Genomic DNA, 12,591 nt, shown 5'->3' with positions numbered 1-12,591 from the left:
GTTCAGCCCCTTGTCGTACAAGTGAATATATGGAGTTACAAACACTAATCCTTGTTTGTGTAAAATATTCAAGGTATCGTAAGGATTAATGTATTCCCAAAATAGCATAGTGCTATGAGGGATAATGGGTTTGTGGGCAGCCCCTAGTGAATAAGGTAATCTACACTTGTAGAGGAAACTTAAAATACAAACTTCACTAAAAAGCTACGAGTAACCTATACCTATATGGTATTTGTGAAGTATAGCGAAGCTCCATCTAAATCTTGTTTTTGATTTAGGTGGTGAGGTTCACTTACATATTAATTTTAACCTTTCTCCCCTGTAATATTCTCTCAACTAATGATATTAACTTTAAGATATGGTATAATAAAACAATCCATTATTAAAGAGGAGGTATTTTATGGGCTTTTTAGACGGATTGATGGGAAATGCTAGTGAAATGAATACTGAAGAAATAGAACAAGAGCTATCTGAAGTATTACTTGATGGTGAAACTGTAAATAAAGGCTATAAAGTATTGAGAGATTTTTTTGTATTTACTGATAAAAGACTTATTGTTGTAGATAAACAAGGGATTACAGGAAAGAAGGTTGAATATCACTCAATTCCTTATTCAAGTATTAGACACTTTAGTGTTGAAACTGCTGGTAGTTTTGATGCAGACTCAGAATTAAAGCTGTGGGTTGCAGGTGCGAGTATGCCAATCCAAAAGCAATTTGGAAAGAGTAATAATATTCTCGAGGTTCAAAAGACTCTAGCTGAGTATGTATTATAAGAAAAGAGATACTAAATCTATAGATTTAGTATCTCTTTTCTTATTTTATTATGAAATAATTAGAATAAGCACCTAAAACTCTATCTTTAATCTTGTATAAACCCTATCTTTGCCCAACTTAGAAGCAACAGCATCATCTTCATCATCACTATCAACATAGGTTCCACCTATCTGTAACTCAACAGCATTGGCTAAAGAATAATTAAACTGTGGTTCAACTACAAAAGTTTCTGTTCCCAATTCATAATTAATATTACATTCTATTTGATGAAACTGAAAAATCGGTCTATCAGCATGGAAATTTAAAATTTTAATATCATCTTCATTGTCTAAACGACCACCTTTAAAATAATACTGACCTACTAAATATAAATCATCACTAAATTTATAATCTATACCCAGCGCTGCCTCTAAACGATTATTAAATTGATTATCCTCATAAATACTATAAGCTGTTTCTGTCCAAACTCCCATCTCTCCAAAATCTCCAATAAAATCGAAACCAATTCTATTAGCTTCTGGATAAATAAATTTTCCTTTATCATTTTCTATAAATTCCTTATCAAAACCATGGTAAGTACTTGCTGATAAATCAAACCCCTTGAAGGCACGTTTTGTTATTTTAAATCCTCCTTGGATATTTTCAATATCATCTTCTACTCCTGCTATCCCTTTAATCTTTAACAAATTTTCTTTTTCTTCAGATAACTTGTTTCTTTCAAAATATGATGTTATTACTCCTGTTATCTCTAAACCATTGGCAGTATAATATATTCCCTTAACTGCTTTAACACCAAGCTTCTCATCTAAAGGCTTTATGGCTGTATAATCATGAGGATTAAAATAATCTGTCGGTTGTAATTTATAAGCACTCCCCCAATTAATTATCTGCTTACCTATTCTCCAATCCATATGATCTGTATAATAATTTAAATAAGCTTCATTAGCTTCTACTTCTGTATCTTCATTCTTCATAGAATAAGTAGACAAATCTATATACATATCTGCATCAAAACCAAAACTCTTCTTTAACTCTAAATCCAACCTCTCTCGGTCTATCAATTCTCCATCATCAGAAATTCCTTCAATACTACTATCTAATGTTCCAGAAATCTCTAATTTATCTTTGGCAAAAACTCCTGTACTACAAATTAAAAATATTACTATTGCTAAAATAAAATTTCTTCTTTTTAGCATTACTAATTCCTCCTATTTATATTAACTATAATAAATAACAAGTGACAAGTTACTCATCACTTATCACTTGTTTCCAATTTAATATCTTCTTAAATATCTTGGACTAAAGATACGGTCATTTACCTCATCATTATAAAGAACTGATTCTAAATAAAGTATAGTCTTTGTTCCTTTTTGTACATCTTCCATTATCACCTTCTGAGGTGTCCAATACCCTTGAATCTGTTTAACATTGTAGTTTGTCAAAATCTTCTGTAGCTTATCTCTAGAATCATAAAATTCAACTTTAGTTGGATACCAAGTCTTCTTACTTAGAATTAATTTCCCATACTTATAATCTATATCTTCATCAGTAGGAATTATCTTTAAAATAAACTCTTCTTCATTTTCTTCTAAAACTGTAGCCTTATAATCATCATTATAATTCTCTGCACTAACTAAGGATAAGTCATTATAACTAAAATCTGTTCCTACAAAACTACCATTTTTTTGACTTCCAGAAATCTTTCTTACTGACCCTAAAGCAGGCAAGTATAAATACATATCCTCATCATCAGTTTCAGGCTTATCTATAGATAAAAATCCTGTTCCTTCTACATCAGATGGTGATAAAAAACGACTTAAAGATTTTTTTCTTTCTATCTTTTTACTGATAGTTCTTAAAGTTCTAACCCTCTTACTACCTGAAGGATCATACAGTTCTAATTTAAGTTCCATCTGAGTTGTTTGAACATCTCTAACCTCTTCCATCTTATCTAATAAATCATCACCTGTTACCTTAGCAAAAACTATAATATTTAAACCAAAGAGCAATACTATCAAAGTAATTAAACTGATCAACTTCTTCATTATACATCTCCCCTTATAAATATCTAGTGTAAAAAAATTGACATAATATAGATAAAAAGCAATATTTAGGAGGTGAGTTGGTAGGGGTTAGGAAAATCTAACTACCTAACCACCCAACCCCTAACTACCAAAGTAAAAAGTGTCGCAATATACCCATTACCCATCACTCTCTATATCAAAATTAATATAATTATATTAATTTTGATATTCCATTCTTTTCGCAACCCCTTTAACCTTCTCTTGGGATTTAGCTTCTAAAAATTTAGGTTCAAAGATAATACAAATTGCTGGTAAGAATAGCAATGCTCCTAATAAGCAAGCCCCTATTGATACTACAACTAAAAAGCCAAAGAATTTTACTGGTAAAAAATCTGAAATCATCAGAGCAATAAATCCAATAATAACTGATAAGGCATTGAAAATTATTCCCCTTCCTGTAGTTGTTAGGGTAATCTTAATTGCTTCTATAGTATCTTTAACTTTCTTCTCTTCACGATATCTCCATAAGAAATGAATTGTATAATCAATCCCTACCCCAATCATTATTGAGGATAATAAAGCTGTTGCTATATTTAATTCAATCTTAAAAAATCCCATCAATCCAAATAAACTAACTATGGCTAAAGCTAAAGGAATTATAGACATTAAACCAGCTACTGGTGATCTAAATAAGAACATTACAATTATAGCTATAACTATTGCTGCAGTAATCAAACTAATAAATTGTCCTCTTACTACTGCATCACTTAATTTGGATTGTAAATCCCCAAAACCTCCCACTATCTTTAAGGGAGAATCTTTATCCTTCTTAATATAATCTCTCATATATTTAACTAATTCTTGGATATCTCCAGTACTATTAGTAGGTATTTTAGCAGTAATTAAAGCATGTTCACGATCAAAATCTACTAATTTTTTAAGGTCACCAGAGCTCTCATATAACATCAAATATTGAGATATCGCATTTGGATTAGTAGGAATTTTATCAAATCTTTCATCCCCACTATGAAGTTCTTTATTCATCTTTCTTATTATCTTAGAAATTGCTCCTACATCTCCAATGTTCTTATGGTGGATAATCGTCTCTTCAAAATCACTTATTTTTCCCATTACTTTAGAATCTGTAATATCTCCTTGAGCCATTATTGAAATAGTATTAGCTCCTCCAAAATATTTGTTTCCTGCATTAGTTGCCTTAGTAACCTTTGAATTTTCTTTAAAATAATTGACTGGATTAGTATCTATCTTCAAATAAAAAATTCCTAAGGAGATCAATCCTATAATTACAATAGAGACTAATGCTATCTTTTTGGAATTAATTGTTACAAAATCAGCAGTAAAATTAAGTAACCTTTCTAATATCCCTTTTTTCCCTTCTCCATCAGCAGTTTCTATGGGCTTAGCTTTAGGTAAGAGGACCATCACAGCTGGCATAAAGGTGATACTAGCTATTAAGGCAAAGCCAATCCCTATTGCAGCAAGTATGCCAAGTTCTTGGGCAGGCACCATAATATGTGACATTAAACATAACATTCCTGCTACTGTAGTCAGTCCTGCAGCAATAATTGGTGCTCCCAAACTGGAAACAACTTTTTCAACTAATTTCTTTTCACTTAAATCAGCTTTTGAAGTATTCTCTTGCTGATAATGAGCAATAATATGTATTCCATAATCGTTAGCTATTGCTATTAGAGACATTGGTAAAATAACTGTAATCAAATATATCTTCCAATTTAATACTGAAATTAATCCCATTGAAATAATAATTGACATCACTACTACCATAAAGGGTAATAAAACCCCTCTAAACTGTCTAAAACACAGATATAAGAATACTAACATAATCAATAAAGCTAAGGGCATCAACTTCTTCATATCACTTTGAGTATTTTTACTAACCTCTGCTCTAATTATTGGCATCCCAGCTAACTTGACTTCTTCATCTCCAGGTATACCTTCTATTAGTTTATTAACCTTTGTTAATATTAAATCATCTGCAACATCATCTTTTAATACTCCTATGATTGCCATTGCTTTAAAATCTTTAGAAATTATACTACCATAAATCAATTCATTGTTTTTAATTCTTTCTCTTATCTCTTCTCTTTGCTCAACACTTTGTGGAATATCTTCAATGGCATCCTCTACAATCAACATATAACCTTCTCCTCTTACATCCTGTACAGTAAAAGGACTATTTACCTTATCTACTTCTTTCCAGCTCTCTAATTCATCTGATATCCGTTTCGCTCTCTTTAAAGTTTTACCATTTAAAATATCATCTGTCTCCAAAATAATCATTATTGCATCAGTTCCACCAAAAACCTCTTCGATTTTATCAAGATTTACTCTTGAAGGCATATTCTCAGGAATCAATCCTTCAAGGCTAGGATCCATTTGTACTTTTGGAATTTGCAGAGCAAAGTAGACTGTAACCAATAAAAAAATACTAATGACTAGCCAAGGGTGACGAATAGAAAAACTTGAGATTCTGTTCATAACACAAATCATCTCCTCATTAAAATTTTATAATTTACTCTCAATCATCAAAAGAATAATTTCAATAATCATTATCATTTCATTCTAAAAAAATAAATCACCTCCATATAAACTTTCAACCTAAAGTAAAAACTTATGGGGCTTTATACTTTTGATTTTAACTCTTAACTCATCACTATCATCCAACTTTAAAAATATCATCCCCTTTTTAAAGAGTTTTTAATACTATTTAAGAATATTTCATTTTTCGTAATATTTATTTAAAAAAATATCATTATAATGATATTTTTTTATTTATTGAATACTGCTTTTTTAACTTTCGATAATAATTTAGCAGTTATCTTCAACTCTTCTTCAGAAACACCTACTAAAGATTCTTTAAATATTCCTACATATTCTTGCCTGTGATTTTGATAATATTCTTCTCCTTTAGCAGAAAGGCTTATTAGAACAACACGTCTATCTTCTTCACTTCGATATCGTTTAAGATATCCTCTTTCAATTAAACGGTTAACAATACTTGTCATAGTAGTTGCTGGAGTAGAAAAGAATGAAGCTAATTCTGACATTGTGGCAGAATTTCTTTGACCAATTAACTCAATTAAAATATGTTCTTTTAAACTAAAATCTTGCTCTAATTCAGAGACATGTTCAAAAATAACTTCTACAAAATCCATTAAAATTATTTCTCCTAAATTTATCTTATTATCTAAATCCATAATTAGATTCACCTCATTAAGATTTTAACTTACTACGAATATCGAATTATTTTTTATTATTATAAATTATCTATTAGTTTTTGTCAAGAAAACATTGACAAACAATATTAATAGTTTCAAAAAAGAGCTACCAGAGTTACTATAGTAGCCTTCTACTCTAATCCTCTTATATAATTTATTGATTGATAGTCTTCTGTTCAATTTTAAAGGCCCAACTACTAATCCAATAATATTATTAATATTAACTTTTTTCATTTATCACATAATCCTCATATCTTTCATAATCACTCTCTTTACACTCTAAAGTCAACTTAGTACCTTCTTCCTCATAACTAGTTGTAAGCACATTAGCATTTTCATGAAAATAAGAGACTAGTTGTTCTTGACCATAAGGTATTAGCATCTTACATTTAGTATAGTCCCTAAAGATATATCCACTGATTAATTGGATTAACTCATTTATTCCTGTTCTTTTCTTAGCAGATAAATAGACCTTATCCTCTCTCAAATGAGGAATTATAGTATCTGTTAAATCCCCTTTATTAAAAGCATAAATAATAGGGACATCTTCAACTCCAATCTCCTTTAATGTCTTATTTGTAACCTCAATCAAGCTTTGATATTGAGGATCTGAATAGTCAACAACATGGATTATCAAATCAGCTTCTGCAACCTCTTCTAATGTAGAGCGAAATGCTTTGACCAGATGATAGGGCAATCTATTTACGAATCCAACAGTATCTGTCAGTAAAAATGATCTATTATCAGGTAATTCTATCTTTCTAACTGACGTTTCTAAGGTTGCAAATAACATATTCTTCTCAAATACCTGTTTATCCAAAGAAGAGTTGAACATCTCAACCATTGTATTCATCAAAGTGGACTTTCCAGCATTAGTATATCCAACTAAGGAGACAATAGGAAGCCTACTTTTCTTCCGCCTTTTCCGCTGTATTTCCCGTTGAGAAACTAGTGTTTCTAGCTCCTTTTGTAAAGCTGTTATCTTGTCTTCAATTTTTCTTCGACTAAGCTCCAAATTTTTCTCTCCTGCACCTCTATTACTCAACCCTGCTCCTCCACCTTGGCGATCATAACTTCTTTGACCCGCTAATCTAGGTAGCATATATTGGAGTCTAGCTACTTCCACTTGTAATTTTGCCTCTCTTGTTTTTGCACGTTGAGCGAAGATATCTAAGATCAACATAGTTCTATCTACTACTCTTATATCCAGTCTATCTTCAAGTACACGAATTTGAGAAGGAGATAATTCATCATTAGCTATTACTAATTCAGCAACTGTGGAATCTAGTAATCTCCTAACTTCTTGAATCTTACCAGAACCAATATAATGGGAATTATTAATATGATCTAAATTTTGAGTCATCTCTCCAACTACTTCTATCTTACATGCAGTTGCTAAGCCTTTTAATTCTTCCATTAAATATTCAAAATTATCTTCTCGATTTTTGATATTAACACCTATTACTATCGCTTTTTTATTTATAGCCATTTTAAATCTCCTTTCATTTCTCTAGGTCAATTTTTTAATTTTATTGAAAAGCTCCTAATTTAATTGAGAGCAAAAAAGGTTGCAAATGAACATAAACATATTGTTCATCTACAACCCTTAATATAAAATATATACCTCTAAAACTGATACTAAATATAGAATACAGTTTTAAATTATATATTAACCAGTTGGCTAATTAAATTTAAATATTATAGTATCTTTTCATGGATAGATTGGTCAGGCTAAACCTAACTACCCAACTACCAAAGAACAAACTGTCATAATCTCTATTGTATTAGTTCTTCTACTAGCACAAGTCGTATATTAATATTAACATAGACATTTGGAGAGTTCAAATATAGTTAAAAGCTATACTCCAGCTCCAGTCTCCTTTAACTCAACCTTCATCCTCTCTGCCAAATCCCTTTCTTGATCAGGCTGTACACGATACGCTACAAAGAGATTACCTAAAGAAAATAATGCTGCTAAAAAGAATACCCACTGACTACCCCACTGTGACCAGACATATCCTCCAGCAAAAGCTGCTAATATAGAAACTACATGGTCAAGACTTAATCCCAAAGATAAAGTAGATGTAATTTCTTCTTCACTCCAAGCGATTGAACGTAGATATACCGCTTTGATCATCCCCATCCTAAAAGATAGCTTATCTAAGATAAATAATATGTATATCATCCAGAGGCCTAGACTATGGCTAGGAATTATCTTAGTTGTAATACCCCAAACTACAAAACCAAAGCCCAGATAAACTCCAATAAATGTAAGGGCATCTAAATACAACATCCGCTTAATCCCAAACTGGTCCATCCAGTTTCCTAGTTTATTAAGAAAGAAAATAGAGATAAATCCAGCAATCATACTGAGCATTGCAATTGTATCAGCTTTTTTCATTAAAACATCAACAAGAACCCAGGTGCCATAAACTATAGCAATCTGTTTTTGAACTCCACGTAATACAGTAATTAAGTAAAAATAACGATACTCTTTTCTAAAAATTAGTTTAATCTTACGAGCTGCTACCTTATGAGGTTTAGTACGACGTATCATAATTACACTCATCACTGCTGCACAGGTAAAGGCAACTGCAGAAACTACAAATATCCACTTAATAGAAGTATTAAAACTAAAAAAATCTGTTCTAAATCCAAAAAAGACCAACAAAGCTGCTAACAGACCAAAAGCTGCTCGGGCACTAGAAAACTGACCCATACGGCGTCCAACTTGATTGGGGTTTGCTAAAGACATCCCAATAGCATCCTGCAAGGGCATAAAGAGATGCATTCCCATAGAATTGATAAACAAAAATATTAACATTACAGTAAAAGATGGTGTAAAAAGACCTAAAACTGCAACGCCGATAATAGCCAATACCTGGGCAATCAAAGCAATTCTTAAATCTCCCAAAAAGCTCAAAAAACTAATTACAAGAACACATAACATCCCTGGTAATTCTCGAGGAAACTCAATAAATCCTCGTTGTAAAGCCGTTACATCATAAACTTCTTTGTAATAATTTGAATAGACATTATTACTTAGACCATTACCTAAAGCTACTGCTGAGATCAAAATAAAGAACATTAAGATTTCAGGTGATAGCTGTTTTAGTTTTTTAATCATTTGCTAATTCCTCTCCTTTACTAAAAAATCACTGTATCTAATTTTTAATTTTAGATATTTACATCTATTATAGCATATATAGTTAGGACTTATAACCTTTATTTAGAACAATAAGATTATAATAACTATAAGAATATTAAATTTTACCTTTCTTATTACTATTAATTTTTAATCAATAAATATTTTAATTTACCATATAAAAAAAAGAACTACTAGATTTACTCTAGTAGCCCTCTACTGTAAATTTTTTATATAATTTATTGACAGCTTTCTTCTCAATTCTAGAGACATAGGAACGCGAGATATCGAGCCTATCAGCAATCTCCCTTTGGGTTTTTTCTTGACCATCCTTTAATCCATATCTCAATTCCAGTACCTTTCTCTCTCTACTGTCCAGTTCTTTAAGCTTTTCATATAAGGTCTCCTCTTTCATAGCCAATTCGACCTTTTCACTGACTACATCTACTGCTGTTCCTAAGATATCAATTAATTTGATTTCATTTCCTTCCTTGTCAGAACCAATCGGTTCATGCATTAACTTCTCATTATTTAGCTTTTTCGTCTTTCTTAAATGCATCAAAATCTCATTCTCAATACATCTGGCTGAATAGGTTGCTAATCTAGTATTCTTATTAGGATTAAAACTATCAATTGCTTTAATTAATCCAATAGTCCCAATCGAGATTAAATCTTCATTGTCCTCTTTAGTATTTTCAAACTTCTTAACTATATGAGCGACCAATCTCATATTATGTTCAATTAACTCATCCTTAGCTGTTAAATCCCCTTCAGCCAATCTCTTTAAACATTCTTCTTCTTCCTCTTTGGATAAAGGCTGTGCAAAGGTAGTACCATTAGAGATATATGATACTAAAAACATTAAGCCATCCATCAATGTTGAGCATAACTCAACTAAAAAAGAAGGCACCAAAGACCATTCACCTCCCAAGTTTCACTCCTATTTATATCTATATGAGCAAAGCTAGACAATTGTGCCTGTCCATTAAATTTATTAAACTTTAACTATCTCCAAATCGACTTTATTTTGTAAATAGTGCAAGAATTTTAAAAAGGTGATTTTTTGTGTCTGTGACAGCTGGGTTTAGTGGGGGATTTTGTCCTTTCCAATATTTTGTTGGATAAAAAAGGTTTTTGTGTTTAATTGTAGAATTAAGTTTAGGAAGTAATTTTTTGTCTTTTGAGGTTAAGTTTATTTTGAGGTTTTTTTGATGATTTCTGCTTGATCAGAGTATAGGTTTCACCCCAAGAGTACTTCCTCGGGAAAACCACCCTCAGGGCGCGCCTATAGGCGAGTTACCTTTTTCCCATAGATGAAAAAGTAGGCAAACCTACGAGTTTTAAAGGACAAAAACTCTTCGTGGCAAACCCAGCCCAATCATTTAAAAGATGGGGAAAATGCTAGCACTTATTATTAATAATTTGTTAGTTAGCTAAGTATTTAGATTATCTATATAACTTGCTTAATATCAATAGACCGCTTACTTTCCCAGCGAAACACGCTATGTCTATATAAGAAATATTTGAGTAGATTGTAAGTTTGATACTTATTAGATAGTTGGGAAATAACTCAATTACCGCTTGCGTTTCTTTAAAAGATGATTTTTAAATTTTGAGGTATTACTTTATTAATCTGTTCTGTCAGTTTTTATGATAACACGAAAGGTATTATGGTTATTATTAGTTATAGAGGTTAATAAGGTTAAGAGGTTATTTAAAGTAGCTATAAACGACATACGTCTCTTTATATCTTATATAGTAATTATTAACGACATATGTTGTTAATCCAATAGTTATATGAAAGATCTGGCTAAGTAATTTTATTGTAGATATAAATTGAATAGACTATTATATAGACCGTTTTCAATACTTTTATAGTATTTTGATTCAATCATAAGAAGATTAATTATCCCAGTTATATTATAAGTATAAATTAAATTAAACTAAAATTAAGCAGAGTTTCTATGATAATAAAATAGTTTTGATGTAAAAAAGTTCTCAAATGATTTTAATATAAGATTATTTTTAAAGTATTATCAAATTAGAAGGTTAATTTTTGGAAATAAGATTAAAACCAATTGAAAAGGGGTAAAAAATGATGAATACTGTTTATTTAATAACAGGCAGTGCAGGAATTGGAAAATCTACTATATCAAAAAAATTAGCATCGAAATTAGATAATAGTGCCTATATAGAAGGGGATTTAGTCTATCATATGATAATATCTGGTTATGTAGCTCCTTGGAAAGATAATGGTGAATATATAGATTTAGCTTGGAAAAATTTTATATCTTTAGCTAACAACTTTGTTTCCAAAAATATAGATGTAGTTATTGATTATATAACTTTTCCTAAACACTTAGATTATTTAAAAAAATTGGATAAAGATATTAACATCAAATATGTTGTTTTAACAGCCGAAAAAGAAGAAATTGTAAGAAGAGATAACAAGAGACCCAAAGAATATAGAATGGGTGGTAGAGTTTTAGAGTTGATTAGCCAATTTGAAGAAAAAAATATTGACAAAAAATTTAAATTGAATACAGCTAATAAAAAATTTGAGAAAATAGTTAAGGAAATACTAGAAAGTGATAAATATATTTATGATTTTGCTTAATGCATTATACATATTAAAAATAATTTGTGGACAAGTTCTGGACAAAGCCATAACATAACAATAAATGAGCGACATCCCAATTGAGTGTATATATAAAGGATATGCTGACTTATGTTAGACTTGGTGGGTTTAATTAGAAGTGGAGAACATTAGCAGGAACGTTACGAAGCTACAGGATGTTAAGTGAATATGAAATCATAGTTTATGTTTTAACTACTATACTATAGTGTAGTAGCTTGTAAGAAAAAAGATTTCATTACGGGAGGAGAAATAATATGGATATAGTTAGTAGTATAGAAGACATAAAATTAGCACATTTAGAATCTTTTACAGAAAAGATTAAAACATCATGGGGATTTCTTTTTTGTAATGAAGATAATCCTAAATATTATGATGCAAATCATGCTTATATAAGAGAGGTATCAAATAATCCAGAAAAAATAGTTGATGAAGTAATAAGCTTTTATAAGAATAAACAAATTATCCCTAGGTTTTATATATATAATATTGAAAAACAAAATCAATTGCTTAAAGAGTTGGAGAAAAAAAGTTTTAAATTAGAACAATTTGTTGATCCTATTCAATTATGACATAGTAAAGTTAAAATAGAACCTAAAATTAATGATAATATAGTTGTTGAGCAAGTAAATGATAACAATTTTAAAGATGCTTTCATACGCGTTAACTTAAGCCGAATTTTGACAATTAGTCAATGGAATAGTATATTCCATCAATCTGTCTAAAGTTGTTTTTCGCTTACGTTTCTCAT

General features: G+C 30.4%; 11 protein-coding genes. 3 read left to right on the top strand and 8 right to left on the bottom strand.

Translation table 11 applies throughout. The features are described from left to right. The first annotated feature begins 400 nt into the window (after positions 1 to 400). Positions 401 to 775, top strand: coding sequence for a PH domain-containing protein (locus ACTCDL_RS09625; protein ID WP_463176105.1), 375 nt, complete (start codon positions 401 to 403; stop codon positions 773 to 775). Between the two features lie 72 nt (positions 776 to 847). On the opposite strand, the gene ACTCDL_RS09620 is transcribed toward ACTCDL_RS09625, so the two are convergent. The 8 genes from ACTCDL_RS09620 to sigK all read right to left on the bottom strand — a co-directional run bounded on the left by ACTCDL_RS09620 (position 848) and on the right by sigK (position 10,118). Further along, entirely contained in the window at positions 848 to 1,972 is a 1,125-nt protein-coding gene (locus ACTCDL_RS09620; protein WP_463176101.1) for a hypothetical protein, read from the bottom strand. 78 nt (positions 1,973 to 2,050) lie between these two features. Continuing rightward, a complete protein-coding gene (locus ACTCDL_RS09615) occupies positions 2,051 to 2,821 on the bottom strand; it encodes an outer membrane lipoprotein-sorting protein (RefSeq protein WP_463176098.1) in 771 nt (256 codons plus the stop codon). Between the two features lie 195 nt (positions 2,822 to 3,016). Beyond that, positions 3,017 to 5,320 (bottom strand): efflux RND transporter permease subunit, encoded by a 2,304-nt coding sequence (locus ACTCDL_RS09610; RefSeq protein WP_463176097.1) that lies wholly within the window; start codon positions 5,318 to 5,320, stop codon positions 3,017 to 3,019. A gap of 290 nt (positions 5,321 to 5,610) precedes the next feature. Next, positions 5,611 to 6,039, bottom strand: a complete 429-nt coding sequence (locus ACTCDL_RS09605; protein WP_463176095.1) for a MarR family winged helix-turn-helix transcriptional regulator — start codon at positions 6,037 to 6,039, stop codon at positions 5,611 to 5,613. Positions 6,040 to 6,105: 66 nt separating this feature from the next. Next, a complete protein-coding gene (locus ACTCDL_RS09600) occupies positions 6,106 to 6,294 on the bottom strand; it encodes a hypothetical protein (protein WP_463176094.1) in 189 nt (62 codons plus the stop codon). Continuing rightward, positions 6,281 to 7,549, bottom strand: a complete 1,269-nt coding sequence (gene hflX, locus ACTCDL_RS09595) for a GTPase HflX (protein ID WP_463176093.1) — start codon at positions 7,547 to 7,549, stop codon at positions 6,281 to 6,283. The genes ACTCDL_RS09600 and hflX overlap by 14 nt, the downstream gene beginning before the upstream one ends. 369 nt (positions 7,550 to 7,918) lie before the next feature. After that, positions 7,919 to 9,187, bottom strand: a complete 1,269-nt coding sequence (locus ACTCDL_RS09590) for an MFS transporter (RefSeq protein ID WP_463176090.1) — start codon at positions 9,185 to 9,187, stop codon at positions 7,919 to 7,921. 223 nt (positions 9,188 to 9,410) lie between these two features. Then, positions 9,411 to 10,118, bottom strand: a complete 708-nt coding sequence (gene sigK, locus ACTCDL_RS09585) for an RNA polymerase sporulation sigma factor SigK (protein WP_463176089.1) — start codon at positions 10,116 to 10,118, stop codon at positions 9,411 to 9,413. Between the two features lie 1,185 nt (positions 10,119 to 11,303). Here sigK and ACTCDL_RS09580 point away from each other — a divergent pair. Continuing rightward, positions 11,304 to 11,822 carry an AAA family ATPase gene (locus tag ACTCDL_RS09580; RefSeq protein WP_463176087.1) on the top strand — a complete coding sequence of 173 codons (519 nt, stop codon included), beginning with the start codon at positions 11,304 to 11,306 and terminating at the stop codon, positions 11,820 to 11,822. A gap of 275 nt (positions 11,823 to 12,097) precedes the next feature. Further along, positions 12,098 to 12,412, top strand: a complete 315-nt coding sequence (locus tag ACTCDL_RS09575) for a hypothetical protein (RefSeq protein ID WP_463176086.1) — start codon at positions 12,098 to 12,100, stop codon at positions 12,410 to 12,412. The last annotated feature ends 179 nt before the right edge of the window (positions 12,413 to 12,591 follow it).

This window comes from Orenia sp. (assembly GCF_055140805.1).
Note: the sequence above shows the minus strand (reverse complement) of the source record. Positions and strands in the feature narration are given on the sequence as shown.

Coding starts and splice junctions, on each gene's coding strand:
- ACTCDL_RS09625 (WP_463176105.1), top strand. CDS start 401: ATGGGCTTTTTAGACGGATTGATGGGAAATGCTAGTGAAATGAATACT.
- ACTCDL_RS09620 (WP_463176101.1), bottom strand. CDS start 1,972: ATGCTAAAAAGAAGAAATTTTATTTTAGCAATAGTAATATTTTTAATT.
- ACTCDL_RS09615 (WP_463176098.1), bottom strand. CDS start 2,821: ATGAAGAAGTTGATCAGTTTAATTACTTTGATAGTATTGCTCTTTGGT.
- ACTCDL_RS09610 (WP_463176097.1), bottom strand. CDS start 5,320: ATGAACAGAATCTCAAGTTTTTCTATTCGTCACCCTTGGCTAGTCATT.
- ACTCDL_RS09605 (WP_463176095.1), bottom strand. CDS start 6,039: ATGGATTTAGATAATAAGATAAATTTAGGAGAAATAATTTTAATGGAT.
- ACTCDL_RS09600 (WP_463176094.1), bottom strand. CDS start 6,294: ATGAAAAAAGTTAATATTAATAATATTATTGGATTAGTAGTTGGGCCT.
- hflX (WP_463176093.1), bottom strand. CDS start 7,549: ATGGCTATAAATAAAAAAGCGATAGTAATAGGTGTTAATATCAAAAAT.
- ACTCDL_RS09590 (WP_463176090.1), bottom strand. CDS start 9,187: ATGATTAAAAAACTAAAACAGCTATCACCTGAAATCTTAATGTTCTTT.
- ACTCDL_RS09580 (WP_463176087.1), top strand. CDS start 11,304: ATGAATACTGTTTATTTAATAACAGGCAGTGCAGGAATTGGAAAATCT.
- ACTCDL_RS09575 (WP_463176086.1), top strand. CDS start 12,098: ATGGATATAGTTAGTAGTATAGAAGACATAAAATTAGCACATTTAGAA.